The 24014-nt window shown below is 70.1% G+C and carries 24 protein-coding genes; 11 read left to right on the top strand and 13 right to left on the bottom strand.

Annotation, left to right across the window (positions count from 1 at the left end; genetic code table 11):
- Window positions 1-4 precede the first annotated feature (4 nt).
- On the bottom strand, window positions 5-1501 hold the full coding sequence (locus Ahu01nite_RS42375) for an ABC transporter substrate-binding protein (protein ID WP_203842478.1): 1497 nt from the start codon (window positions 1499-1501) through the stop codon (window positions 5-7).
- 33 nt (window positions 1502-1534) lie between these two features.
- Complete coding sequence (locus Ahu01nite_RS42370; RefSeq protein WP_203842423.1) at window positions 1535-2212, bottom strand: DUF1684 domain-containing protein; 678 nt, start codon at window positions 2210-2212, stop codon at window positions 1535-1537.
- A 198-nt stretch (window positions 2213-2410) separates the two neighbouring features.
- On the opposite strand from Ahu01nite_RS42370, the gene Ahu01nite_RS42365 reads away from it, so the two are divergent.
- Window positions 2411-2893: an NADPH-dependent FMN reductase gene (locus tag Ahu01nite_RS42365; RefSeq protein ID WP_203842422.1), complete on the top strand. Its 483-nt coding sequence runs from the start codon at window positions 2411-2413 to the stop codon at window positions 2891-2893.
- 55 nt (window positions 2894-2948) lie between these two features.
- Here Ahu01nite_RS42365 and Ahu01nite_RS42360 read toward each other — a convergent pair whose 3' ends face one another.
- The 4 genes from Ahu01nite_RS42360 to Ahu01nite_RS42345 all read right to left on the bottom strand — a co-directional run bounded on the left by Ahu01nite_RS42360 (window position 2949) and on the right by Ahu01nite_RS42345 (window position 7230).
- Entirely contained in the window at window positions 2949-4292 is a 1344-nt protein-coding gene (locus tag Ahu01nite_RS42360; RefSeq protein WP_203842421.1) for an APC family permease, read from the bottom strand.
- 61 nt (window positions 4293-4353) lie between these two features.
- Window positions 4354-5274, bottom strand: a complete 921-nt coding sequence (locus Ahu01nite_RS42355) for a methionyl-tRNA formyltransferase (RefSeq protein WP_203842420.1) — start codon at window positions 5272-5274, stop codon at window positions 4354-4356.
- Window positions 5271-6482 carry an argininosuccinate synthase gene (locus Ahu01nite_RS42350; protein WP_203842419.1) on the bottom strand — a complete coding sequence of 404 codons (1212 nt, stop codon included), beginning with the start codon at window positions 6480-6482 and terminating at the stop codon, window positions 5271-5273. The genes Ahu01nite_RS42355 and Ahu01nite_RS42350 overlap by 4 nt, the downstream gene beginning before the upstream one ends.
- Complete coding sequence (locus Ahu01nite_RS42345) at window positions 6475-7230, bottom strand: HalD/BesD family halogenase (protein WP_203842418.1); 756 nt, start codon at window positions 7228-7230, stop codon at window positions 6475-6477. Before Ahu01nite_RS42345 ends, Ahu01nite_RS42350 begins: the two co-directional genes overlap by 8 nt.
- A gap of 365 nt (window positions 7231-7595) precedes the next feature.
- Between Ahu01nite_RS42345 and Ahu01nite_RS42340 the strand changes: the two genes are divergently transcribed.
- The 3 genes from Ahu01nite_RS42340 to Ahu01nite_RS42330 are packed head-to-tail and all read left to right on the top strand — an operon-like array spanning window position 7596 to window position 10131.
- On the top strand, window positions 7596-8396 hold the full coding sequence (locus tag Ahu01nite_RS42340) for an ABC transporter ATP-binding protein (protein ID WP_203842417.1): 801 nt from the start codon (window positions 7596-7598) through the stop codon (window positions 8394-8396).
- A complete protein-coding gene (locus Ahu01nite_RS42335; protein ID WP_203842416.1) occupies window positions 8393-9385 on the top strand; it encodes an aliphatic sulfonate ABC transporter substrate-binding protein in 993 nt (330 codons plus the stop codon). The genes Ahu01nite_RS42340 and Ahu01nite_RS42335 overlap by 4 nt, the downstream gene beginning before the upstream one ends.
- Window positions 9382-10131 (top strand): ABC transporter permease, encoded by a 750-nt coding sequence (locus Ahu01nite_RS42330; RefSeq protein WP_203842415.1) that lies wholly within the window; start codon window positions 9382-9384, stop codon window positions 10129-10131. Before Ahu01nite_RS42335 ends, Ahu01nite_RS42330 begins: the two co-directional genes overlap by 4 nt.
- A 3-nt stretch (window positions 10132-10134) precedes the next feature.
- On the opposite strand, the gene Ahu01nite_RS42325 is transcribed toward Ahu01nite_RS42330, so the two are convergent.
- From Ahu01nite_RS42325 to Ahu01nite_RS42310, 4 genes are read right to left on the bottom strand one after another with little or no spacing between them, the layout of a single operon-like run.
- A complete protein-coding gene (locus Ahu01nite_RS42325) occupies window positions 10135-11064 on the bottom strand; it encodes an ABC transporter substrate-binding protein (RefSeq protein ID WP_203842414.1) in 930 nt (309 codons plus the stop codon).
- Window positions 11061-11732: an ABC transporter permease gene (locus tag Ahu01nite_RS42320; RefSeq protein WP_203842413.1), complete on the bottom strand. Its 672-nt coding sequence runs from the start codon at window positions 11730-11732 to the stop codon at window positions 11061-11063. Before Ahu01nite_RS42320 ends, Ahu01nite_RS42325 begins: the two co-directional genes overlap by 4 nt.
- Window positions 11729-12364 carry an ABC transporter permease gene (locus Ahu01nite_RS42315; RefSeq protein WP_203842412.1) on the bottom strand — a complete coding sequence of 212 codons (636 nt, stop codon included), beginning with the start codon at window positions 12362-12364 and terminating at the stop codon, window positions 11729-11731. The genes Ahu01nite_RS42320 and Ahu01nite_RS42315 overlap by 4 nt, the downstream gene beginning before the upstream one ends.
- A complete protein-coding gene (locus Ahu01nite_RS42310) occupies window positions 12361-13353 on the bottom strand; it encodes an ABC transporter ATP-binding protein (protein WP_203842411.1) in 993 nt (330 codons plus the stop codon). Before Ahu01nite_RS42310 ends, Ahu01nite_RS42315 begins: the two co-directional genes overlap by 4 nt.
- Before the next feature lie 57 nt (window positions 13354-13410).
- Here Ahu01nite_RS42310 and Ahu01nite_RS42305 point away from each other — a divergent pair, with 57 nt between their 5' ends.
- A complete protein-coding gene (locus Ahu01nite_RS42305) occupies window positions 13411-14850 on the top strand; it encodes an aromatic amino acid lyase (protein ID WP_239159583.1) in 1440 nt (479 codons plus the stop codon).
- A 210-nt stretch (window positions 14851-15060) separates the two neighbouring features.
- Here the strand turns inward: Ahu01nite_RS42305 and Ahu01nite_RS42300 are convergent, their stop codons facing one another.
- From Ahu01nite_RS42300 to Ahu01nite_RS42290, 3 genes are read right to left on the bottom strand one after another with little or no spacing between them, the layout of a single operon-like run.
- Entirely contained in the window at window positions 15061-16125 is a 1065-nt protein-coding gene (locus Ahu01nite_RS42300; protein WP_203842409.1) for a saccharopine dehydrogenase NADP-binding domain-containing protein, read from the bottom strand.
- A gap of 52 nt (window positions 16126-16177) precedes the next feature.
- Window positions 16178-17638, bottom strand: a complete 1461-nt coding sequence (locus Ahu01nite_RS42295) for an aromatic amino acid lyase (protein WP_203842408.1) — start codon at window positions 17636-17638, stop codon at window positions 16178-16180.
- Window positions 17635-18639, bottom strand: coding sequence for an ornithine cyclodeaminase family protein (locus Ahu01nite_RS42290; RefSeq protein WP_203842407.1), 1005 nt, complete (start codon window positions 18637-18639; stop codon window positions 17635-17637). The genes Ahu01nite_RS42295 and Ahu01nite_RS42290 overlap by 4 nt, the downstream gene beginning before the upstream one ends.
- Window positions 18640-18754: 115 nt before the next feature.
- Between Ahu01nite_RS42290 and Ahu01nite_RS42285 the strand changes: the two genes are divergently transcribed.
- The 6 genes from Ahu01nite_RS42285 to Ahu01nite_RS42260 are packed head-to-tail and all read left to right on the top strand — an operon-like array spanning window position 18755 to window position 24010.
- The gene (locus Ahu01nite_RS42285; RefSeq protein ID WP_203842406.1) at window positions 18755-19792 is read left to right on the top strand and encodes an ABC transporter substrate-binding protein; all 1038 of its coding nucleotides are present in this window, start codon (window positions 18755-18757) and stop codon (window positions 19790-19792) included.
- The gene (locus Ahu01nite_RS42280; RefSeq protein ID WP_203842405.1) at window positions 19789-20535 is read left to right on the top strand and encodes an ABC transporter permease; all 747 of its coding nucleotides are present in this window, start codon (window positions 19789-19791) and stop codon (window positions 20533-20535) included. Before Ahu01nite_RS42285 ends, Ahu01nite_RS42280 begins: the two co-directional genes overlap by 4 nt.
- Window positions 20528-21283 carry an ABC transporter ATP-binding protein gene (locus Ahu01nite_RS42275; protein WP_203842404.1) on the top strand — a complete coding sequence of 252 codons (756 nt, stop codon included), beginning with the start codon at window positions 20528-20530 and terminating at the stop codon, window positions 21281-21283. The genes Ahu01nite_RS42280 and Ahu01nite_RS42275 overlap by 8 nt, the downstream gene beginning before the upstream one ends.
- The gene (locus Ahu01nite_RS42270; protein WP_203842403.1) at window positions 21280-22176 is read left to right on the top strand and encodes an ABC transporter substrate-binding protein; all 897 of its coding nucleotides are present in this window, start codon (window positions 21280-21282) and stop codon (window positions 22174-22176) included. The genes Ahu01nite_RS42275 and Ahu01nite_RS42270 overlap by 4 nt, the downstream gene beginning before the upstream one ends.
- On the top strand, window positions 22173-23519 hold the full coding sequence (locus Ahu01nite_RS42265; RefSeq protein WP_203842402.1) for a TIGR03618 family F420-dependent PPOX class oxidoreductase: 1347 nt from the start codon (window positions 22173-22175) through the stop codon (window positions 23517-23519). Before Ahu01nite_RS42270 ends, Ahu01nite_RS42265 begins: the two co-directional genes overlap by 4 nt.
- Entirely contained in the window at window positions 23516-24010 is a 495-nt protein-coding gene (locus Ahu01nite_RS42260; RefSeq protein WP_203842401.1) for a nucleoside/nucleotide kinase family protein, read from the top strand. Before Ahu01nite_RS42265 ends, Ahu01nite_RS42260 begins: the two co-directional genes overlap by 4 nt.
- The last annotated feature ends 4 nt before the right edge of the window (window positions 24011-24014 follow it).

Raw genomic sequence — 24014 nt, 5'->3', positions numbered from 1 at the left:
ACCATCAGTTCTTGACGATGTCGTACGCGAAGAACTGAGCGTTGAGCCCGTTCACCGGATAGCCGGACAGCTTCGACGAGGCGACCACGATCTGCGGGTAGAGGTAGAGCCAGTCGCTCGCCGCGTCCTGCGCGATCTGCTTGTTGGCCTGCTTGAGCAACGCCGTCTGCTCGTCGGTCGTCTTCGCTTCCTCGGCCTGCTTGATCCACGCCGTGACCTGCGGGTTGCTGTAACCCCAGTAGAAATCGGGATCGCCGTACCAGACCACGTCACGATCGTTGACGTGCTCCTGCATCGTCGCCTGGAAGTCGCGCTTCTGGTAGACCTTCGTGTACCACTCGTCGGCGGTGATCGTGTTGATGTTCACCGTGACGCCGACCTTGGCAAGCTCCGACTTGATGAACGTCGCCGCGGTCGGGTGCGGGTCGTAGCTCGGGGTGTCCAGCGTGAACGAGAAGCCGTTCGGCAGCCCCGCCTCGGCGAGCTTCTGCTTGGCCACCGCCGGGTCGTACGCGTTGACCGAGGTCAGGTCCTCGTACCAGGGATCGGTCGGCGGGACCATCGAGCCGATCGGGGTGCCGTAGTCGCCCCAGATCGAGGTCAGCAGCTTCTTGTCGTCGATCGCCGCGCTGATCGCCTGGCGCACGGCCGGCTTGTCGAACGGCGCGACCTTGTCGTTGAACGCGAGCAGCAGCTTGGTGGTTCCCTTGCCGTTGTTCACCTTGTACGCGGTGTTGCTCGTGAACTGCGCGAGGGCGTCCGGGCTCTGCTCGCCGGTGACCACGTCGACGGCGTTGGTGAGCAGGGCGTTGTTCAATGCCGTGGCGTCGGTGAAGTAATGGAAGACGACGCCGGCGTTCTTCGCGGGCGTGCCCCAGTAGCCGTCGAACCTGGTCAGGCTCAGCGTGGAACCGCGCTTCCACTCGCCGAGCTTGTAGGGCCCGGTGCCGTCCGCGGTCGTGGTGAGGTCCTTCGCCGCCGCGTTGACGACCCAGATGTAGCTCAGGTTGTAGACGAACGAGATGGACCGCGCCGACAGCTGCACGACCACGGTCGCGTCGTCCGGCGTGGTGATCGTCTTGATCACCGCGAGGTTGCTCTTGCGGGCCGACTTGGAATTCTCCGCCGTCACCCGCTCGATGCTCGCCTTGACGTCCGCCGAGGTCAGCGCCTTGCCGGAGTGGAACTTGACGCCGTCGCGCAGGGTGAACGTGTAGGTCAGGCCGTCATCGCTGACCTTCTGCTCCTTGGCCAGCAGCGGCTCGACCGTGCCGGTGTCGGTGAGCTTGAACAGCCCCTCGTAGACGTTGCCGTTCAGCGCCTCGGTCACGCCCTGGCCACCGCCGGCGGTGTTGTCGAGGTTCTGCGGCTCGTAGACCGAACCGACCTGGATGACCGCCGCCGCGCTGTCCTTGGGCGTCGCGTCGTCGTCACCCCCGCCGCACGCGGCGAGCGCCCCGGCCAGGCCGAGAGCGGTGACCGCTGCGAGCGTACGCAACATTGTTTTCACGGGTTATGTCTTCTTTCAGGGGTTTCAGTGGTTGAACAGTGCGAGCTTCTCGCCGGCCTCTACCGGGACCGCGAGGCGGTTCTGCGGCGGCGGCATCGGGCAGTTGTAGTGCTCCGAGAAGCCGCACGGCGGGACGAACGCCCGGTTGAAGTCGAGGATCGCCCGATCCGTGCCGGCGACGCGATCGACGAAGAGGAACCGGCCGGAACCGTACGTCTCCTTGCCGTTGGTCGGGTCGCCGAAGACCAGCAGCAGTGGGCCGTCGTCGTCGAAGGCGTTCAGCGTGTAGTCCTGGCCCGCGAGCGTGAGGTGCAGGTCGCCGGGAACCGGAAGATCACGGGTGAAACCGGCATCCTGCGCGTGCTGGAACGGCACTTTCCGGACGTCCGGCACCTCGGTGTAACGGGCTTCGAGGACCCAGGCCGGGTCATACGCGTACGTGTCGATGCCCTGGAAGTCACGGATGGCAGCCGAATCGGCGTCCCACAGCCGGATCCCGCGCTCCTCGGCACCGGTGAGCGGATTGTGCCGCTTCAACCGCGTGGCCGTCACGGTGGCCGGCTGCCCGGCGAGCGCGGCCTCGGGGTCGTCGGCATCCCAGCGGGTCTCGACCAGCGCCAGATTTCCCGTGGGCGCGGTGACCGCGCGCCGCCGCCTCTGCCGCCACGCCGCGTGCTCATCCACCGCCAGAACCTGTGTCATGGCTCAAACCCTATAGATTCCATAGGTTTACTGCTATCCAAGGTTGCCCTGGTCACAGGCCTGCGGTGATCGGAATATGGCTTTACCGCGCACCATCCGCTTATTGGTGACTTTCGGTAAGGACGAATTGACGGATGGTCATTCGGGGCATGGGGCCGCATGATGGGGAAGGGAGATGGCGACCGGAAGGAAGTGCTGATGACGGACGTCGTAGTGATCTGCGGGCATCCGCGTCCGGGGTCGAGGACGTTGCAGCTCGCCCGGGCCGTCGGGGAACGGCTGGCCGGGCCCGGAAAGCGCTGCACCGTGGCCCTGGTCGACATCGCCGAGCTCGGGCCCGCCCTGCTCGTCCCGGGGGACGACCGGACGGGCCATGCGCTGGCGGACGTGCAGGGGGCGACGCTGCTCATCGTGGCGACGCCGACCTATCAGGGCTCGTATTCCGGGGCGCTCAAGGCGTTCCTGGACCAGTTGCCGGCCAACGCCCTCGCGGGGGTCGTCGCCGTGCCCGTCGTGACCGCCACGTTCCAGTCGCAGGCCGACGCCACCGAGGCGTTCCTCGCGCGGCTGCTGCGCGAGCTGGGGGCGGACGTCGTCGACTTCGGGCTGACCGCGATCGAGACCGAGATGGCCGACCTCACCGGCGTCGCCGACCAGTACGCCGCCGCGATCAGCGTCTGACGTACGCGCTGAACCGGGAGCCCGGGCGCGTCAGGCGCTGATCGGGCTCGGCAGCTCAGTCACGGCTGCTCACCTCCTCGGTGCTCGGTTCCTCCGCGCTCGGTTCCTCGGCCTCGGGGGTGGTGGTCCTGCCCCGCATGGTGATGAGCAGGAACGCGATCAGGAAGAACGCCACGGCGTAGAGCAGGCTGTCGCGGAAGAACGGGATGATGACGACCGTGACCACGATGATCGTCATGTTCAGGGCGCGGATCCCGCGGCCGACCAGCAGCTTGCGGGCGGCCAGGAACGTCACCAGGAAGATGAGCAGGAACGCCGCCGACGACGCGGTGATGATCAGGGTCTCGTCGCGCCCGGTGAGCGCGAGGATGCCCAGGAAGACGCCGTAACCGGGGATCAGGAACAGCAGCGCGCCGTACGGCACCCCGTTGCGCCGCGACACCCTGGTCAGCGCCGCCGGGAGCAGTCCGTCGCGGGCGGTGGCGTAGATGACCCGGGACGTGCCGAGGACCCAGGCGTTCGTCGCGAGGATGAGCAGCACCACGGCGACGATGTTGCCGACGATCGCGATGCTCTGCCCCGAGGCGATCTTCAGCAGCGTGGTGAACGCGGTGATCTGCTCGCCGCTCGCGACGTCGGCGGGCACGACCAGGATGACCGTGACGGCCATGAGGAAGTAGAGCGCGCCGACCAGGAACACGGCCAGGAAGATGGCCCGGGGGAACGTCCGCGGCGGGTCCACGACCTCCTCGGCGACCGGGGCGGCGTTCTCCCAGCCGATGAAGCCGAAGAAGCAGATGATCAGCGCGGAGCCGAGCGCGCCCCAGCCGTGCGGGGCGAACGGGGTCAGGTTGGCGGGCTCGGCGTGCGGCAACGACACCGCGATGACCACGACGAGGAACGCGACGAGCACCGTGAGCAGGGTCGCCTGCAGTCGCGTGCTGACCTTGATGCCGAGCAGGTTGAACAGGATCGAGGCGAGGACGACCAGGAAGCCGTACCCGATGACGGTCAGGTTGCTCGGGTCCGGGTCCCAGATCGTGAAGAGGTAACGGATGGCGGCGAGACCGAGCACCGGGTTGGCCACCAGCAGCGTCAGGACAAGGAAGACCGACGAGATCTGCGCGGGCCGGCGCCCGAACGCGCGCTCGATGAACTCCGGGATGCCCCGGCTCGTCGGGTACAGCATGGACAGCCGCGCGAAGATCAGCGCGAACGGGTACGAGTAGACGATCAGTAACAGCCAGGCCACCAGCGAGAGCGGGCCGGCCGCCTCCGCCGCGTGCCCGGGGATGATCAGTACGCCGACACCGATCACCGAGCTGACGTAGTGCACGATCAGCCCGGGGGCCCGCAACGAGCGGGTCAACGAGGTGGTGGAGGTGACGGGTGTGGCCATCGCGAAGCGGTCTCCTGCCGATTACCTGTGCCTGAAAGTGCTCTCGAGGTCGTACGCCGTGCTACAGCAGGTATCCGCCCATCCGTTTGAAGTAGTCGGCGGCCGGTAGCTCGCCCGACCCGGCGGGCTGAACGGTCAGCAGCACGAGGCCCCGCGAGCCGGGTGCGCCCACGGGTCCGCAGCCGACGGTCACGCCGTCACCCGTCCGCCGGATCAGCCGGCCGGGCGTGCCGCAGATGGCCGACTCCGGCATCCGGGCGGCCTTCACGTGGACCTCGTCACCGTCGTACGTGGTCCACGCGTTGACGTACGGGTCCGACTGCGCCCGCACCAGCGCGTACGCCGCCAGGCTCGGCAGCGTCCAGTCGATCCGCACGTCGGCGGCGCCGATCCGGTGGTAGAAGGTCCGCGCCGACGGGTCCTGCGGCGTGCCGGTCGACCCTCCGGCCCGTGCCTCGATCGCCGCGTTCAACGTCGGCACGTACGCGGCGGTGACCCGGTCGTACAGGTCGCCGGCCAGCTCGTCGGGGCCGATCGGCACCACCGTGCGCGCCATCACGGGGCCGGAGTCGAAGTCCGGTTCCATGACGTGCACCGTCACACCGGTCTCCGCCTCGCCGTTGCGGATCGCCCAGTTGATCGCGCCGAACCCGGAATACTTCGGCAGCAGCGCGTCGTGGACGTTCAGCGCGCCGAGCGGGGCCAGCGACAGCAGGTCCGCCGGCAGCCGGGTGCGCCAGTTCGTGGACACGACCAGGTCGGGTGCCGCCGCCCGGATCCGGTCCGCGAGGTCCGGCTCGGCGCCGAACGCCGACAGCACCACCGGCAGGCCGTGCCGCTCCGCGAGCTCCTGCACGTCGGGCTCGCCGAGACCGCTGAAGTCGGCCGGGTGCGTGATGACCAGGGCCACGGTGTGCGCGGCGAGCAGCCCGTCCAGGGCCACCGCGCCGAGCACGCCGTACCCGAAGAAGACGATCCTCATGAAGCGCCGGTCGTGGCTCGCAGGCGCAGACCGGTCATCCGGATGTAGCCCTCGGGGTGGTGCTGGTCGAACAGCGCCGGCTGCTCGAACGTCACCATGCCGCGGTTGTAGCGGGACCGCTCGGCGGACCGGCTGCGGACGGTGACGTTGCCCTTGTAGAGCGACACCTCGACCTCGCCGGTCACGTCGGTCTGGCTGTGATCGATGGCGGCCTGCAGCATGTGCCGCTCCGGGGCGAACCAGAGGCCGCGGTAGACCAGGTTGGCGTACCGGGGCATCAGCTCGCGCTTGAGCAGGGCGACCTCGCCGTCGAGGACCATCGCCTCCACCGCCCGGTGCGCGGTGAGCAGCACCGTCGCGGCCGGTGACTCGTAGACGCCGCGGGTCTTGATGCCGAGGATCCTGTTCTCGACCATGTCGATGCGCCCGACGCCGTGCCGGCTCGCGATCTCGTTGAGCTGCGCGAACAGCTCGGCGGGGGAGCGCTCCTCGCCGTCGAGCGACACCGGGTCGCCGCCGCGGAAACCGATCCGCACGGACTCGGGCTGGTCGGCCGCATCGATCAGGTCGCGGGTCCGGGAGAACACCCCGTCGGGTGCGGCCACCGCGGGATCCTCCAGCAGCTCTCCCTCGTACGTCGTGTTCACGAGGTTGGCGTCCACGGAGTACGGACGCTCGGCGGCACCGGTCCGGTCGATGGGGATGCCGTGCTCGGCGGCGAACGCCAGCAACTCGGTGCGGGCGTGCAGATCCCACTCTCGCCACGGCGTCACGATGGTGATGTCCGGGTTCAGCGCCTGATAGGCGAGCTCGAAGCGCACCTGGTCGTTGCCCTTGCCGGTCGCGCCGTGCGCGACGGCGTCGGCCCCGGTCCGGCGCGCGATCTCGATCTGCCGGGCGGCGATCAGCGGCCGGCCGATCGCCGAGCCGAGCAGGTATCCGTCCTCGTAGACCGCGTTCGCGCGCAGCACGGGGAACACGTAGTCGCGGGCGAACTCCTCGCGCAGGTCCTCGACGTACACCTCGCTCGCCCCGATCGTGAACGCCTTGTCACGCGCCCGGTCGAGCTCCTCGCCCTGTCCCAGGTCCGCGATGTACGCGACGACCTCGCAGGAATACCGCTCCTTCAGCCAGGCCAGGATGACGGAGGTGTCCAGCCCGCCGGAGTACGCCAGAACGACCTTCTTGATCTCGCGCGGCTCAGACATGGAACAGCTCCTCCATCGTCTCGTGGTCGATCTCCTTGGACAGATCACGGGCGGCGGCGAAGGCCATGTTGACAATGGTGCGGCGGCCACCGGTCTCCACCGGGTGGACGCGGTGCAAAGTGGTGTCGGTGCGCAGGAGATACATATCGCCGGGGCGCAGCGAATAGGAAACAATCGGATTGTCGACGAGGTTCTGGAAAACGCGGGGATTGGTTTTGTCCCAGACGGTGTTGGGCACCGTCTGCACAAATCCGCCGAGCTCGACGTCGGGCACCTCGGCGACGTAGATGACGCCGAAACTGTAGTCGTCCCAATGCCATCCGTGGGTGTCGCCGGGCCGTTCCAGATGCGTGATCACGTAGTGCTCCGGCGCGTACGGGCAGGTGAGGACGTCCTCACCGGCCACGGCCGAGAGCGCGCCACGCAGTGCGGCGGAGTCGTAGAGCTCGCGGACCGGGCCGTTGTGCTGGTGGATGTCCGCCGCGGAGACGTTGCGCATCTTGCGGGGGCTGTTGCCGGTCTGGGCGAATCGCATGTCACGGCGGATCGACTGCGCGTCGATGAGCGCGGCCATCTCCTCGTCGAGGCGTTCCTTGACGTCCTGCGGGAGCACATAGGACACCAGGGCGAAGCCGGTCTCGTAGAGCGACTTGCGGGCCATCCAATGCTGCTCGCCGTCGACCCGCTCGGCCAGATGCCGTTCTATCCGGGCATCGATGGATCTGGTCTCGCGATCTTCTCGGAGCACGGTTCCCCCATTCATCGCAGCGCACGATGGTGCCGATAATGGCGCAGGCGCGCAGCAGCACAGCGATGGGTGAGATCGGTATGCGGACGCCCGCGATTGATCATGATCAAGATCGGGAGCAAGAAGAGGTGATGGGTCCGCACACCCCGTGCCTTCCATCGGAAAGGTATAGCACCCGGCAGGGGGCGTCAAACGTTTGAAGATCGATCTCGGCCGGCTCGATTTCGCTTTCCCGGAAATTATCTCAAAATCACACCCGGAATGTTGCGAAGTCATCAATGCGATGCCCGTGGTTCACCCGGCGGCCTGGCAGGGCCGGCGGCCAAGCCTAGTAAACCTGTAGGAATACTAGCTAACATGCGGGCATGTCGTCGTCGTTGCCGGGACCGGCCGGTCTGGACTTCTCGCGCGTGGGCAAGGACTTCGTCGTGAATGGACGCGGCCGGCCCGTGCTGACCGGTATCGACCTCAGCGTCGCCGCAGGCGAGGTGATCGCGGTGCTCGGCCCGTCCGGGTGCGGCAAGTCCACGCTGCTGCGGATGGCCGGTGGTCTCGAGACGACCGGTGAGGGATCACTTTCGGTCGACGGCCGGCCGGTGCGCCGGTTCGAGCCCCGCTGCGCCGTCGTCTTCCAGGAGCCGCGGCTGATGCCCTGGCGCACGCTGCACCGCAACGTCGCGTTCGGGCTCCCGCGCGGGGTCACCGGCGAGCAGGCCCGCACCGAGGTCGAACACTGGCTCGACGTGGTCGGGCTCCGCGACTTCGCCCGGCACCGCCCGCGTCAGCTCTCCGGCGGCATGGCGCAACGGGCAGCGCTGGCCCGCGCCCTGGCCCGGCGCCCCGGCGTCCTGCTGCTCGACGAGCCGTTCGCCGCGCTCGACGCGCTGACCCGGCTGCGCATGCAGGACCTGCTGGTCGATGTGCAGCGTACGGCCGGGACCACGGTCCTGCTGGTCACCCATGACGTGGACGAGGCACTGCACCTCGCCGATCGCGTCGTGCTGCTCGGCGTCACGGGCAAAGCCGCCACCATCCGGTCGGTGATCGCTGTTCCGGGTGCCCGGCCGCGGGACCGCGCCGACCCGGTACTGGCCGAACTGCGTGTCGAGCTGCTGGCCGAGCTCGGAGTAGGAACACCGACAGTCCACGGAAGGACGCAACCATGAGGACCGTACGTTTCGCCGTGGCCGCGGCGTTGTCTCTCACCCTGTTGACCGGCTGCGTCCAGGGTGAGGACGAGCCGGCGGCCGCAAAGACGACGACGCTGCGCCTTGACTACGCCTACTACAACCCCGCGAGCCTGGTCCTGCGCGAGCAGAAATGGCTCGAGACCGACCTCGCGGCCAAGGGCGTGACGGTCACCTGGCAGCTCTCCGCGGGCAGCAACAAGGCCAATGAGGGCCTGCGAGCCGACGCTCTGGACGTCGGCTCGACCGCGGGCGCGGCCGCGCTGGTGGCCCGGGCCAACGGTACGCCGATCAGGACGATCAGCGTCTTCAGCCAGCCGGAGTGGGCCGCCGTCGTCGTGCCGAAGGGCTCGCCGATCACCTCGGTGGCGGGGCTGCGCGGCAGGAAGATCGCGGCGACCAAGGGCACGGATCCGTACTTCTTCCTGCTGCGGGCGCTCGACGAGGCGGGGCTGAAACCGGCCGACGTCACGGTGGTGAACCTGCAGCACGCCGACGGGAAGACCGCGCTCGAACGGGGGCAGGTCGACGCGTGGGCCGGGCTGGACCCGCTGATGGCGCACAGCGAGACCGATGCAGGCTCGAAACTGATCTACCGCAACGTGGCGTTCAACTCGTACGGCGTACTCAATGCCCGCGAGTCCTTTCTCGCCGCGCATCCCGAGCTGGCCCAAGCGGTGGTCAACGCCTACGAACGGGCCCGCACATGGATCCAGGCCAACCCCGATCAGGCAGTCGAGTTGTACGCCCGCGACGCGAAGATCTCCCCGGCCGTCGCCAAGCTCGTGCTGACCACGCGCACCCGCCTCGACGTCGACCCGGTCCCCGGGGACGCCCAGCGCGCCGTGTTCGAGAAGATCCTCCCGGTGCTGATCGCGGACGGCAACGTCAAGAGCGAGGAGTCGGCCCGGACGGCGCTCGACACGCTGCTCGAACCGAAGTACGCGACCGCGCGGAGCACCACGTGAGCGTGCCCCGGGGCGCGCTCGGCATCGTCGTACCGTTGGCGTTGCTGGGAAGCTGGCAGCTGCTGGCGGGTTCCGGGGTCTACTCGGAGGCGCAGTTGCCGCCGCCCGGCGAGGTGGTGGCCGCGTTCGGCGAGCTGGCCGGGCGCGGGGAGCTCTGGCACCACCTGGCGATCAGCACGCAGCGGGTCCTGATCGGCTTCGCGTTCGGGGCGGGCGGTGGGCTGGCGCTCGGCGCGCTGGTCGGGCTGTCCCGCGCCGCGAACGCCGCACTGTCGCCGACCATCCAGGCGCTCCGCGCGGTGCCGTCACTGGCGTGGGTGCCGTTGCTGCTGCTGTGGCTCGGGATCGGGGAGACACCGAAGATCGTGCTGGTGGCGATCGGGGCGTTCTTCCCGGTGTATTCGACCGTGTCGGCGGCGCTCGCGCATGTCGACCCGCAGCTGGTCGAGGTGGGGCGGGCTTACGGGCGTTCGGGCGTACGGCTGATCGGCACTGTCCTGTTCCCAGCCGCAACCCCGTCCATCCTGTCGGGGTTGCGGCTGGGTCTCGCCCAGGGGTGGCTCTTCCTGGTCGCCGCGGAGCTGATCGCCTCGTCGATGGGGCTCGGCTTCCTGCTGATCGACAGTCAGAACACCGGCCGCACCGACGTGATGCTCCTGGCGATAGTCCTGCTCGCGGCGCTCGGCAAGCTCAGCGACACCCTGCTCGGACTGGCCGGGTGGCGCCTGCTCGCCGCGCGCCGCTGAGACTCAGACCAGGCCGTTCTCGGTCAGGAACGCCTTGGCGACCGCCGCGGTGTCCTGCTTGTCGACCTGCACCTTGGCCAGGTAGGTGGTGAGGTTCTCGGTGGTCAGCTTCGCCGAGACCGCGTTCAGTGCCCCGCTGACGGTGGGGTTGTTCGCCTCGGAGCGGATCAGCGGCAGCACGTTCTCCGCGGTGTAGAGGTTCTTCGGGTCCGCCAGCACGACGAGCTTGTTCGTGGTGATCGCGGAGTCCGTGGAGAACACGTTGCCGACGTCGATGTCGCCACCGGTCAGCGCCTTGACGGTGAGCGGGCCACCGGCGTCGAGCGGCTTGAACTCCTTGAACTTCACGCCGTACAGGCTCTCGAGGCCCTTGAGCCCCTGGTAGCGCTCGGCCCACTCCGGCCCGGCGCCGACGGTGAGCTGACCGGCCACCGGCTTGAGGTCGTCGATGGTCTTCAGGCTGAACTTGGTCGCGGTCTCCTGGGTGACGCTGAGGGTGTCCTTGTCCTCGGCGGCGGACTGCTCCAGCACCTCGGTGCCGGCGGGCAGCACCTTCTTGAGCGCGGCGAGTACGTCGGTCGGCGAGCTGACGCCCTCGGGCGCGCCACCGGTGGCCAGCGCGGCGAGCAGGGCCCCGTTGTACTCGGGGAGCAGGTCGATCGACTTGTCCTGCAGCGCCTTGAGGTACAGCTCGCGGGCGCCGATGTTGAACGTCCGCTTGACCTTCACCTGCTTGGCCTCGAGGGCCTGGGCGTAGATCTCGGCGAGCAGCTCGCTCTCGGCGAAGTTGGCCGAGCCGATGGTGATGCTTCCCGGCGCCGACGACGCGGAACCGGCGTCGTCCTTCAGCGGGTCGTCACCGGCGCCGCAGCCGGTGAGGGCGATCGTCGTCAGCGCGGCGATCGCCGCACCGATCAGGCGTATGCGTGTCATGAAGGACCTTTCGGAGAGGGATTCAGGCCGGGGGATACGACCCAGCGCTGCACCAGTGCGAGCAGCAGATCGAGCCCGACCGCCAGCACCGCGACGACGATGGCGCCGGCCAGCACTCGGGAATAGTCGTTGACGGCCAGGCCGTCGATGAGCAGCCGGCCGAGACCGCTGAGGCCCACCGCCGCGGCGACGGTCGCCGTCGCGACGACCTGGAGCGCGGCGCTGCGGAACCCGCTCATCAGCACGGGCAGGGCCATGGGCAGCTCGACGCGGGTGAGGACCTGCCAGGGGCGCATGCCCATGCCCCGGGCGGCGTCGACGACCCGCTGGTCCAGGCTGCGCATTCCCGCGTACGCGGAGGTCAGGACCGGAGGGATGACCAGCACGCTCAGGGCGATGAGTACGGGTGTGAGCCCGAGCCCGAGCAACGTGACCATGAGCATCAGCAGACCCAGCGTGGGCAGTGACCGGCCCGCGTTGCCCGCGTTGATGGCCAGGAACGAGCCGCGCCCGGTGTGCCCGATGTAGAGCCCCGCGGGCAGCGCGATGACCGTGCCGATGAGCAGCGCCAGCGCGACATATCCCAGGTGGGACAGGATCAGCTGGGGGATGCCGCCGGACAGCGTGGGATCCCAGTGCGCCGCGTCGAACAGATAGGAGAGGTTCACACGCGACTCCACGGGGTGATCAGGCGCTGCACGAGCACGATGGCGAGGTCGGCGACCGCCGCGAGCGCGATCGAAGCGATGATGCCGACCAGGATGGGCTCGAGGTAGAACAGCTGGAAGCCGCGGGTGAACAGCTGCCCGAGCCCGCCGACGCCGATCAGGGCACCGACGCTGACCAGGCTGATGTTGGCCACGGTCGCCGCGCGCAGCCCGGCAAGGATCACCGGCAGCGCCACCGGGAGCTCGACGTCGACCAGGCGCCGGAACCGGCGGTAGCCCATCGCGGTCGCGGACTGGGTGACCAGCTCGTCGACTGAGCGCAGCCCGTCGGCCACGGTCCTGGCCAGCAGCGCCACCGTGTAGATGCTCAGCGCGACCACGATGTTCAGCGGCGAGAGGATCTTCGTGCCGAGGATCACCGGCAGGAACACGAACAGCGCCAGCGACGGGATCGAATACAGCACCCCGCAGACGTTGACCAGCGGGTGGTAGACCCGGGGGAACCGGACACCGAGGTAGCCGATCGGCAGTGCGACGGCGAACCCGATGAGCACCGGCAGCAGCGCGAGCACGATGTGCTGACGCAGCGCGGCCAGGATGACGTCGGTGTTGTTGGACAGATAGGTGATCACGGCTGCTCGCGGCGCCGGGCGGCCAGGTGGTCGACGAGGTCGTGGTGGCGCACGATCCCGTCGGCCACGCCCTCGGCGTCGACCCGGACCGCGATGCCGGCCGGGGAGATGATCGCCAGGTCGGTCACCAGCCGCAGCGAGTCGGCGCGGGTGAAGCTGCCGTAGCCCACCGGGCGCCCGGCGTCGTCGAGCTCCAGATCGCCGACCTCGGACAATGGGCGTACGGGCAGGTCGGCGGCGGACTCGAAGGAGAGGCTGCGCAGCCCGCGGTCGCGGCCCACGAACTCGGCCACGAAGTCGTCGGCGGGGTTCGCGAGCACCTCCCGCGGCGTGCCGACCTGGGCGAGCCGGCCACCCTGGCGGAAGATGGCGACCACGTCGCCGAGCTTGATCGCCTCGTCGATGTCGTGCGTCACCATCGCGATCGTCTTGCCCAGGTCCTTCTGCAGCCGCAGGAACTCGCGGTGCAGCCCCTCCCGGACCACCGGGTCGACCGCGCTGAACGGCTCGTCCATCACCATGATCGGCGGGTCGGCGGCCAGCGCGCGGGCCACGCCGACGCGCTGCTGCTGCCCGCCGGAGAGCTGGGCGGGGTAGCGCTTGGCGAACTCCGCGGACAGGCCGACCCGTTCCAGCAGGCCCAGCGCGTCGGTCCGGGCCTGCTTACGGGTACGCCCGAGCAGCATCGGCACCGTCGCGACGTTGTCCAGCACCGTGCGGTGCGGGAAGAGCCCGGCGTGCTGGATGACATAGCCGATGCCCCGGCGCAGCAGGGCCTCGTCCTGCTCCGCCACGTCGCGCCCGTCGATCAGTACCCGGCCCGACGTGGGCCGTACCATCCGGTTGATCATCCGGAGCGAGGTGGTCTTGCCGCAGCCGGACGGCCCGACCAGCACGGTGGTCTTGCCGGTGGGCAGCTCGAGCGAGAGATGATCTACCGCGGTGCTGCCGCCTGGATAGACCTTCACCACGTCTTCGAATGTGATCATGGAACCTCCTGAAGATCTTTATTCATACTTCCGGTGTAGTGAATGGGGTGTCAACAGGTGACCAGCGAAGACACGGTGGTCCGCCTCGACGGGCAGACTTTGACGACGGACGGCCTGCTCGCCGTCGCCTCCGGTGTGGCGGGCATCGAGGTCGACCCCATGGCGCTGAGCCGCATCGGCGACCGGCACGCCGCGCTGGACGACGCCCGGGCCCGCGGCGCTGTCTACGGCGCCAACACCGGCGTCGGCGCCAACCGGCACGAGAGTACCGGCGACGATCTTGACCATGGCCTGCGGCTCCTGCGCAGCCACTGCGCGGCGACCGGCCCGGTCGAGGACGACGTGACCGCCCGCGCGGCGATGACCGTCCGGCTCAACCAGATCCTCGCGGGCGGCTCGGGCATCTCCCGCCGGGTCACCGACGCCCTCGCCGAGGCGGTGCGCTCGGGTGCCGTACCCACCCTGCACTCCTGGGGTGCCATCGGCACGGCCGACCTGGCCGCCCTCGCCGAACTGGGCCTCACCCTCGCCGGCGAACGCCCCTGGCGTTACGGACCCGGCCCGGTCACCACGATCGACGCCACGGACGCCCTCCCGATGATCAGCTCCAGCGCGCTGACCGTCGCGACTGCGGTGCTCGCCCTCGACCGCGTCCACACCCAGCTGCGCGCCTCCACGGTCATCGCCGCGCTGACATTTCTTGCATTACAGGGCAATCCGGGAGCGTACGAGGCTGTCGTCCATCATGCCCGCGCGCATCCCGGGCAGGTCGAGGTCGCGGGGATGCTCCGCTGGCTGGTGGCCGGATCCGGGGCGCCCGCTCGTATCCAGGACCCGTTCGGGCTGCGGGTCCTGCCCCAGGTCGCCGCACCCGCCGTGCATGCCGTCGGCGCGCTGCACGACGTGCTGACGGCGGAGCTCAATGCGGCTGTCGAGAACCCGCTGATCACCGCGGACGGTGTCCATCATCACGGGCAGTTCCACACCGCGACGCTGGCGTCCAGCCTGGACGCCGTACGCGGAACGTTTCTGCCCGTCCTGTCCCTGTCATCGGCTCGGCTCGGCCTGCTGATGCGCCCCGACCTGACCGGTCTGCGCGCGTTCCTGGCGGGCGGCCCGGTGGGCAGCTCCGGCCTGATGATCAGCGAGTACGTGGTCCAGGACCTCCTCACCGAGATCCGCGTCGGCATGCAGCCCGTCGCGGCCGGCACCCTGACCATCTCCCTCGGCCTCGAGGAACACGCCAGCTTCGCCACCCAGGGCGCCCGCTCCCTGCGCAGAATGTCCCACTACGCCCCGACCCTGCTCGCCGCAGAACTGGTCGCCGCCGTCCGCGCCCTCCGCATGGCCCCGGGGCGCCTCACCGACGGCCCCGTCCGCCGAGCCTTCGAAATCGCAGCGGCATCCCTGGACCCCAGCTTCGAAGACCGCCCCCTCGGCACCGACCTCGAACGCGCGGCCGCCCTGCTCCCCGAACTGGCGGCCGTCGCAGCCTAGGCGGTCAGCAGAGAGCGCCGGCTGCTCGGACCTCGGTGAATGCTTGACGGGCCAGCTCGCCGAAGCCCTCGGTGGTGGCCGGGTTGGCCAGCGGTCAAAGGCGATCTTCCAGGCGAGTGCGGCCAGCTCCGCGCAGAAAGTTGTCGCGTGCCGGTGTCCGGCGCAACATCTAGCCACGCGGCGTGGCTGCGACAACTCGGTCGCCGCGGCTCAGGACATCAGATACTCGCCACCGCACGACTCGGCGAGGGTGGTGCCGAAAAGGGCGGCCGGGGTGTACGCGCCCGGCCGGCCCTCGCCGTTCAGCAGCCGGAGGGTGACCTCGGCGGGGACGGCTCCGGTGTACTCCTGAGCCTCGCCCACCCGCAGCCACCCCTCCCGGGTCTCGCCGTCGTCCCAGGTCGCGACCGCGTGCCCCCAGGAATGCTCGCGGGGCTTGTCCTTCGCCTTCACCTGCACCCCGGCGAGGCGGCGCTGGGCGAACGACCGGGCCGGCGCCCATTTCAGCATGACCATCGCGGCCGGCATCACCGCGCGGACGAGCGTCCCCGACGGTACTTCGCTGGAGGCCGAGAGCACGTTGCGGGCGCCGCTCGCCCGCTGCGCCGCGAGCACCTCGCCGAGCGGCATGACCGCCGTGGTCACCTCGGAGCCGTCCGGCAGGGTGAGGCGCAGCGGGTCGCCGCCGATCCGGGCGGGCGCGAGGCGGCCGTCGGTGATCTGGCCGCCCGCGAGCTCATTCGGGTCGCCGAGGATCGTGCCGGCCAGGGCCTCGCCGATGGTGCCCGCCTCCATCGCCAGGGAGGGCACCATGTCGACCCGGATCCGCAGCGGCGCGGGGCGGCCCTCGCACAGTTTCACGACGACGCTCTCGGTGGCGGTCACGCCGAATCCGGCGCCGGTGACGAGGGTGCGCCCGGCGGCTGCCGCCGCGTCGTTGCGGTCGAGCGTGGCGCCCACCGCGGTGATGTCGTTGGCCAGGTCGAGGTAGTGGCTGCCGGCTGCCAGACAGGCGTCGATGAGCGGCCCGGCGGTCGTGGTGAACGGCCCGACCGTGTTGATGACCACCGCGGGGTGCAGCCGCCGGATCTCCGTGGCGGTGGCGCCGACCGACGCGGTGACCAGGGTCCCGCTGCCGGTCGCCCGCGCGGCGGTGGTCAGGCGGTCCGCGTCCCTGCCCACCAGCACGGGGGTGAGCCCGCGCCGGCTCAGTTCGGCCGCGATGGCACGGCCGCTGCGGCCGGTGCCGCCGAGAACCCAGATCTCTGCACCCATGACGCTGTCTCCCCTGCTGCGAGCGCGTCCGATGACACGCTATGCCGTCACTCTACGCAGTGATGACATGGAGTGTCAACGAACCTCCTTCGAGCAGGCCGATGATCCGATCGAGGTCGCGTCCGAACGGCCGGTCGCCGGTGCCGGGAGGCAGGGCCGCGGCGATCTCACCGAAGGGTGCCTCCCGGGCATCGAGAAGGAATGCCTGGTGTACGCCCAGCAGCTCGCACGCCAGCACGTCCCGCAGCCCGGTCACCGCCTCGCCCAGACACTCGGCAGCCTCGAACCCGAAGCTCTGCACGTCCTCCTGTCCCAGTGACGTCTCCATCGCGCCACCCAGCGCGGGCAGCGTGAAACGCCGCAGCCGATGCGTGACGCCCACGGCCCGCTTGTGCACGGCGGCCATCCCGGCGTGCAGGCCGGGGGAGTCCGACAGCTGGCGGGGCAGCCCGGTGACCGCCGGGTCCAGAATCCGGTGCAGGCGGGCCGTGCCCAGGTCGGCCAGGTGCGCGAGGGCGGTGGTCAGCGCGCCCGCCGTCGCGGCCAGGTCGGTGCCCGCGAAGCCCGCGGTGCCGACGAACCGGCCGTCGAGGTGCGCGGGGGAGTCGGTGATCGCGGTCAGGGCGCGGTCGGCGGCGGCCTCCAGCGCCGCGACCGCACGCAGTGCCATGGCCAGGGCGGGCGCGGTGACCCGGAACGACACCGGTGCCTGCAGCTCCCGTGCCGGGCCGGTGCCGCGCAGCTCCAGCAGGGCGGCCAGGACGGTACGGAGCTCGTCGCTGTCGGCCAGCGCCGGGTGCAGCGGATCGGGGCTCGCGCCGACCACGACGTGCGCCGCGGCCGCCACGACGATCTGCTGGGTCAGCAGGGTCCGGACGGCGGCGGCGTGCAGCACCGCGAGGCCGGTCAGGCCGGGCACGCCCTCCAGGAACGCGACGCCCTCCTTGGCGCCGAACGAGCGCGGACTCAACCCGGCCGCTTTGAGGGCGGGGGCGGCGCCGGTCGCGTGGCCGGCGGCGTCGAGCACCTGGCCGGTGCCGAGCAGGGCGGCGCCGGTGTGGGCGAGGGGGATGATCTCGCCGGCGGCGCCGCTGCCCCGGGCGGGGATCGCCGGGATCACGTCGTGGTTCAACAGGTCGATCAGGCTCCGGCACAGCTCGGCGGAGACGCCCGCGGCGGGATGCAGGAACGTACGCAGCCGTGCGGCGAGCAACGCCCGGGCCTCGTCCCGTCGCAGCCACGGCGCCGAGCCCACGGCCCGCCCGGACATCAGCGTGTCCTGGTGCCGGGCCTGGGCGTCGGCGTCCAGGCGTACGCCCGCCATCGCTCCCATCCCGGTGTTGACCCCGTAGACCGGCTGGTCGCCGTCCAGGTCCGCGAGCACGGCCCGGCGGTTCGCGGTGAGCTCGGCGATCAGTGCCGGGCTGAGCTCGACCCGGCACGTGCCCCGGGCGAGCTGCTCGATCACGGCGCGGTCGAGCTTGCCGGCCCGGTGCAGGATCACCGTTCTCATCGGTACCGCAAGAGTGTGCCGGTGTCGGCGGCCTCGGCGCGGGTGAGGATCAGGTGCGCCACCGCGACATCGAGGATGGACAGACCGCGGTGCCAGTAGAGGATCCGCTCGTCCGGGTGCTCGCGGCCCGGTTTGCGGCCCGTGACGATCTCGCCGATCTGGGCGTAGAGCGTCTTCTCGCTGAGCCTGCCGGTGTCGACGTGCGCGCGCAGCGCCCCGAAACGCCCGGAGCGCGACTCGCTCCAGTCGTCGACGACCACCTTGTCCATGACGTCGAGCAGATCAAGTTCCACAGCGCTGATCGTTCCGTACGGTACGACGAACGCGCCGGGCTTCACAGCAGCCGTACGCAGCAGGGGCTGGGGTTCCTGCAACCGGGACGCCTCGACGAGGATGTCCGCGCCCTCGAACGCCTCCGCGGCGGTGTCCACGGCCCGCACCGGCGTGTCCGTCACCGCGCGCAGCTGGGCGGCGAATGCCTCGCGGGATTCGGGGCGGCGGCTGGTCACCCGGATCTCGTCGAGCGGGAAGAGGCTGTCGAGCATGGTGACGTTGGAGAACGCCGTGCCCCGCGCGCCGACGTGGCCGAGGATCCGCGAGTCGGGGCGGGCGAGGAATGTGGCGCCGACCGCGGTCATCGCGCCGGTCCGGGCCTCGGTGATCCAGGTCGCGTCCATGATCGCGAGCGGGACGCCGGTCGTCGGGTCGTACACCGTGATCAGGGCCAGTTCGCTCGGGAGCCCGTACTGAAAGTTGTCGACGAAGTCGCCCACGACCTTGACGCCGCTGAGACCGTGCTCGCCGAGGGTGCTGACGTGCCCGCGCAGGACGTTGAAGTGCCCCGCACCGCCGTTGTCCGGCACGAGATGGGTCCTGGGCTCGAAGACGGTCAGCCCGCGCCCGTGCGCGTCGACCGCCCCTTGCACCGCGGTGATGACCTCGGCCGGCCCGATGCCCAGCGAGTCGATGTCCGGCCCCGAGAGGAAGCGCAATTGGATCATGCACTGAACCCTATCGTTGCTGCTCAGAGCAATTCCTGCCTAGCATGTGGGAAAACTATGTAATGCGGGCCACCGAGGCTTGGCGGGCCCAGGTCGTTTCCCGTACGTTGCCGTCGTGACCAGCACCGTTACCTCTCTGACCAGTCCCTTCACGCGTCGTCGTGCCCTCATCGCCGCCGCGACCGCCTCCGTCGCCCTCGCCGTGGCCGCCTGTGGCGGTACCGACGACAAGGACGAGGCGGCCGGCAGCGGTGGTGGTCTTCGCAAGATTCAGGTCGCCCTGGACTGGACCCCCAACACCAACCACACCGGCCTGTACGTCGCCCAGTCCAAGGGTTACTTCAAGGCGCACGGCCTCGAGGTCGAGATCGTGCAGCCCGGTGACGCCGACCCGGGCACGCTCGTCGCCGCGGACAAGATCCCGTTCGCGGTCAGCGCGCAGGAGGCGCTGACCCAGGCCCGGGCGCAGGGCGCCCCGCTCGTGTCGGTCGCCGCGGTGATCCAGCACAACACGTCCGGGTTCGCGTCGCCCAAGGACCGCGGGCTGACCCGGCCGGCGCAGTACGCGGGCAAGACGTACGGCGGGTTCGGGGGCGCGATCGAGGAGCCGCTGCTCAAGTCGATCGTCCAGGCCGACGGTGGCGACGCGTCGGCGATCAAGACGGTGAACGTCGGGGACGCCGACTTCTTCGCGGCCACGAAGAAGGGCATCGACTTCGAGTGGATCTTCTACGGCTGGACCGGTATCGAGGCGGAGCTGCGCAACGCTCCCGTCAACATCCAGTACGTCAAGGACTACAACCCCGCGCTGGACTTCTACACCCCGATCCTGATCACGAACGAGAAGCGCATCTCGCAGGATCCCGAGCTGGTGAAGTCGTTCGTGGCGGCCGCCTCCGAGGGCTACGGCTACGCCGCGAAGAACCCCGCCGACGCCGCCTCGATCCTGCTCGCCGCCGCCCCCGACCTCGACAAGGACCTGGTCGGCAAGAGCCAGGCCTGGTTGAGCCCGAAGTATCAGGACGACGCCGCGCGCTGGGGTGAGCAGAAGCCCGAGGTGTGGACGAACTTCTCCCAGTGGCTGCTCGACCAGAAGGTCCTCACCACGAAGGTCGACGCGACGAAGGCCTACACCAATGATTTCCTGCCGTGATCCGCAAGGTCGCCCCCGTGATCGCGGTGCTGGCCATCCTCGCCGGCTGGCAGGCGTACACCGCGATCTCGGGAATTGATTCCTGGTTGCTGCCCAGCCCGACGGATGTGCTGGCAGCCGCCGCGGACCAGCGGGACTCCCTGATCACCCATACGCTCGCGACCACGAAGCTGACGCTGCTCGGCTTCACCGCGGGCGTGGTGATCGGGCTGCTGGTCGCCGTGGTGCTGCACCTCGTCCCGCTGCTGCGGGCCGCGCTGTACCCGCTGCTGGTCACCAGCCAGAACATCCCGACGATCGCGATCGCGCCGCTGCTGGTCGTCTGGCTCGGGTTCGGGCTGGCCCCGAAGATCGTGGTGATCGTGCTGGTCTGCTTCTTCCCGGTCGCGGTCGCCACCCTGGACGGGCTCGGCCGCAGCGACGCGCTGATCGCCGACTACCTGCTGATGAGCGGCGCGAACCGGCGCCAGCTGTTCACCAAGCTGCAGTGGCCGGCCGCGCTGCCCGCGATGTTCTCCGGCCTGAAGATCGCCGCGACCTACAGCGTCTTCGGCGCGATCATCTCCGAGTGGCTCGGCAGCGACGTCGGCATCGGCCGTTACATGATCATCCAGAAGTCGGCGTTCCGGGCGGACCGCATGTTCGTGGCCATCGCCATCGTGGTCCTGCTGGCCCTGGCGGTCTTCGGCCTGGTCCTGCTCGTCGAGAAGCTGACCGTGAAGGGGAGGAGGTCCCGTGGCTGACACCGCTCTGGACATCACCGGCCTGTCGCACTCCTACGGCGACCTGCACGTGCTCGAGGACATCTCGCTGCGCGTCGGCAAAGGCGAGTTCGTCTCCATCGTCGGGCCGTCCGGCAGCGGTAAGAGCACGCTGTTCCACCTCATCGGCGGGTTGCTGACCCCGGCCACCGGGACCATCGGCATCGACGGCGCCCACGCCAACGGCCGCCGCGGCCTGATCGGCTACATGCCCCAGGCACCCGCGCTGCTGCCGTGGCGGACCATCGAGGACAACGTCGTCCTGGCCCGGGAGATCGGCGGCGCCCCGAAACGCGGCACCCGCCCCCAGGCCCGTGACTGGCTGGCGAAAGTGGGCCTTGACGGCTTCGCCCGCTCGTACCCGCACGAGCTCTCCGGCGGCATGCAGCAGCGCGTCGCGTTCCTGCGCGCCCTGCTCGCCGGTCGCGACCTGATCTGCCTCGACGAGCCGTTCAGCGCGCTCGACGCGATGCTGCGCGCCGAGATGCACCGCTGGCTGCTCGACATCTGGGAGCAGGACCGCCGCTCGATCCTCTTCGTCACCCACAACATCGAAGAGGCCCTGCTGCTCTCCGACACCGTCTACGTCTTCACCCGCCGCCCGGCGACCGTCCTGGAACGCGTCGAGGTGCCGTTCGAGCGCCCCCGCCGTGCCGAGGTGGTCGACGATCCCACCTTCGTCCGCTTGCGCCGCAGGCTGACCGACCTGCTGACTGCGAGCCCCCGATGACCGCCACCCACGTACGCGTGATGCTCGAGTACTTCCACCCCTGGCCCAACGCCGCCGGCTTCTACGTGGCCTCCCGCAACGGCTGGTACGCCGACGCCGGCCTGGACGTCGAACTCACCGTCTTCGACGCCCTGCGCGGTGACACCCTCGAACACCTCCTGCGCGGCGAGGTCCACTTCGGCGTCTTCCCGACCAACCGCCTGCTCGTCCGCCGCGCCGAGGGCCAGCCCCTTCAGGCGGTCGCCTCGATCAACCACCGCGGCATGGAGACCATCCAGAGCGTCACCGGCCGCGGCATCACCCGCCCCCGCGACCTGGCCGGCAAACGCCTCGCCCTCAACCCGACCCCGCGCGGCGTGGCCATGGTCCGCCACCTGGTCGCGGCCGACGGCGGAGACCCGGACGCGGTCATCCTGGTCGACAGCGGCCACCGCGAGCTCAGCGTCGACGACATCGCCGCCGGCGGGATCGACGCCACGTTCGGCGGCTACTGGGCCTGGGACGCCCTGTTCGCGGACCTCCCCGGCGAGGAGCGCATCATCTGGCCGGTCGACGACATCGGCGCCCCGCCGTACCACAGCTACCTGCTCGGCACCGGCCCCGCGCTCGCCGACGACCCCGGCGTGATCGCCACGTTCCTCGAGGTCACCGAGCGCGGCTTCCGCGCGGCAACCGACGACCCGGCCGGCACCCTGGAGATCCTCGACCGCGTCATCCCATACTTCCCCCGGCCCGTCCTCGCCCGCTCCCTCGAGCTCATCGCGCCCACCTGGTGGCACGACGGCAGCTGGGGCGAGATCCGCCCCGACCTCATGGACCCCTACACCGACTGGCTCGCCACCGCCGGCATCCTCCCCGCGGACTTCGACTGGCGCACGGCGGTGCCGCGATGACCGGCCCGTTGATCACGACCGAGCAGCTTTCAGTACGCCGTGAGCTCCTGATCCTCGACGCCACGGTCACCCTCCCCGCACCCGGGTTCGACGGCGACCACCGCGCGACCACCGGCTACGAAGGCTGGCTCACCGCGCATATCCCGGGCTCCCGCCACGCCGACCTGCTCAACGACCTCAGCGACCCGGCCGCCCCCTCGCACTTCGCCCACCCGGAGCCTTCGGTGCTCGCGGCGTCGTTGGCCCGCCTCGGCGTCACGGACGGCGTCCCGGTCGTGGCCTACGACAGCGCCGGCGGCATCTGGGCCGCCCGGCTGTGGTGGCTCCTCACCTCGATCGGCGTGCCTGCCCAGGTCCTCGACGGCGGCCTGGCAGCCTGGCGCGAAGCCGGACTGCCCATCGCATCAGGGCCGGCGCCGGAGCCTCCCGCCGGGAGACTCACGGCGCGCCCCCGTCCGGAGCGGTGGATCGAGCGTGGTGACCTGGAGGCGTGGATCGCGGGTGACGTCGACGCGACCGTGCTGTGCGCGCTGAACCCGGAGGCCTACCGCGGCGACGTTCCTACCCGGTACTCCCGCCGCGGCCACATCCCCGGCAGCGGGAACCTGCCGGCCCGCTCACTGTCCGGCCCGGACGGCCGCCTGCTGCCCGCAGAGCCGTTGACCGAGGCACTGTCCGGGCTGCTCGCCGATCCACAGCCGGTGTGGCTCTACTGCGGCAGCGGCATCTCGGCCGCGGGTGTCGCCCTGGCCCTCGCGGTGCTGGGCCGCGACGACGTGGCCCTCTACGACGGCTCCCTGGAGGAGTGGTCCGCCGACCCCGGCCTGCCGCTCACCCTCGGCCCCGAACCGGCCGCCCCCAACCCAGAATCGCCCGGCCCAGAATCGCCCGGCCCAGAATCGCCCGGCCCGGCGACGCTCGGCGCGGAGTTGGCCGATCCCGGGGTGGTTGTGCGGTTTAGTGAGGGGGTGCGGGAGTTGCTGGATCGGCCTGAGTTCGCGGTGCTGTCGACCACCGAGCCGAATGGTGTCGCTCAGCTGTCCGTGATGTGGGTCGGGCGGGACGGCGACGAGCTGGTGATGGCGACCAAGGGCGGGCGGCGGAAAGCGGCCAACATCCGGCGCGATCCGAGGGTGACCGTGCTGATCTACGACCGGGACCGGCCCACCCGCTATGTCGAGATCCGTGGCACCGCACGGGTCACCGACGAGGATGCGAGCAGCCTGGTCGACACGCTCGCGCAGCGGTACACCCGGAAGGACCACGTGCGCGGCGACGCGGCCGAAGAAGCGGATCGGGTGGTTCTGCGGATCACGCCGAGCCGGGTCGTCGAGCGGTGGTGAGCGTAGGAGATCTCCGCGTGCTGGCGGTCGAGGGGCGGTCGGGGTCCGGGAAGTCGCGTTTTGCCGCCACGATTGCGGCGGGGCTGGGCGCGACGCTGATCCGGATGGATGAGATCTATCCCGGGTGGGACGGGTTGCAGGCGGCGGTGACCGTGCTGCACGAGCAGGTGCTGGTGCCGCTCGCCGCGGGGGAGCCCGCACGGTGGCGACTGTGGGACTGGGCGGGGGATCGTCCCGGCGCGTGGCATGAGGTGCCCGCCACGGAGCGCCTCGTGGTCGAGGGCGTCGGGTGCGGGGCTGACGTGCTCACGGCGTACCGGAGCGGGCTGATCTGGATCGAGGCTTCTGCGGATGTGCGGCGCGAGCGGGCCATGGCCCGGGACGGTGACACCTATGCGCCGCACTGGGAGCGCTGGGCCCGGCAGGAGGACGCCTTCTACGCGGCGAACGACGTGCGCGGGCAGGCAGATCTGATCATCGAGAACGGCTGATCAT

The organism is Winogradskya humida (genome assembly GCF_016862215.1).
In the GTDB taxonomy this organism is placed as follows: domain Bacteria; phylum Actinomycetota; class Actinomycetes; order Mycobacteriales; family Micromonosporaceae; genus Actinoplanes; species Actinoplanes humidus.
Note: the sequence above shows the minus strand (reverse complement) of the source record. Positions and strands in the feature narration are given on the sequence as shown.

What these genes read in the sequence shown, in the direction of transcription:
- Ahu01nite_RS42375 (WP_203842478.1), bottom strand. Translation starts at nt 1,501, where the DNA reads ATGTTGCGTACGCTCGCAGCGGTCACCGCTCTCGGCCTGGCCGGGGCG.
- Ahu01nite_RS42370 (WP_203842423.1), bottom strand. Translation starts at nt 2,212, where the DNA reads ATGACACAGGTTCTGGCGGTGGATGAGCACGCGGCGTGGCGGCAGAGG.
- Ahu01nite_RS42365 (WP_203842422.1), top strand. Translation starts at nt 2,411, where the DNA reads ATGACGGACGTCGTAGTGATCTGCGGGCATCCGCGTCCGGGGTCGAGG.
- Ahu01nite_RS42360 (WP_203842421.1), bottom strand. Translation starts at nt 4,292, where the DNA reads ATGGCCACACCCGTCACCTCCACCACCTCGTTGACCCGCTCGTTGCGG.
- Ahu01nite_RS42355 (WP_203842420.1), bottom strand. Translation starts at nt 5,274, where the DNA reads ATGAGGATCGTCTTCTTCGGGTACGGCGTGCTCGGCGCGGTGGCCCTG.
- Ahu01nite_RS42350 (WP_203842419.1), bottom strand. Translation starts at nt 6,482, where the DNA reads ATGTCTGAGCCGCGCGAGATCAAGAAGGTCGTTCTGGCGTACTCCGGC.
- Ahu01nite_RS42340 (WP_203842417.1), top strand. Translation starts at nt 7,596, where the DNA reads ATGTCGTCGTCGTTGCCGGGACCGGCCGGTCTGGACTTCTCGCGCGTG.
- Ahu01nite_RS42335 (WP_203842416.1), top strand. Translation starts at nt 8,393, where the DNA reads ATGAGGACCGTACGTTTCGCCGTGGCCGCGGCGTTGTCTCTCACCCTG.
- Ahu01nite_RS42325 (WP_203842414.1), bottom strand. Translation starts at nt 11,064, where the DNA reads ATGACACGCATACGCCTGATCGGTGCGGCGATCGCCGCGCTGACGACG.
- Ahu01nite_RS42310 (WP_203842411.1), bottom strand. Translation starts at nt 13,353, where the DNA reads ATGATCACATTCGAAGACGTGGTGAAGGTCTATCCAGGCGGCAGCACC.
- Ahu01nite_RS42300 (WP_203842409.1), bottom strand. Translation starts at nt 16,125, where the DNA reads ATGGGTGCAGAGATCTGGGTTCTCGGCGGCACCGGCCGCAGCGGCCGT.
- Ahu01nite_RS42295 (WP_203842408.1), bottom strand. Translation starts at nt 17,638, where the DNA reads ATGAGAACGGTGATCCTGCACCGGGCCGGCAAGCTCGACCGCGCCGTG.
- Ahu01nite_RS42290 (WP_203842407.1), bottom strand. Translation starts at nt 18,639, where the DNA reads ATGATCCAATTGCGCTTCCTCTCGGGGCCGGACATCGACTCGCTGGGC.
- Ahu01nite_RS42270 (WP_203842403.1), top strand. Translation starts at nt 21,280, where the DNA reads ATGACCGCCACCCACGTACGCGTGATGCTCGAGTACTTCCACCCCTGG.
- Ahu01nite_RS42265 (WP_203842402.1), top strand. Translation starts at nt 22,173, where the DNA reads ATGACCGGCCCGTTGATCACGACCGAGCAGCTTTCAGTACGCCGTGAG.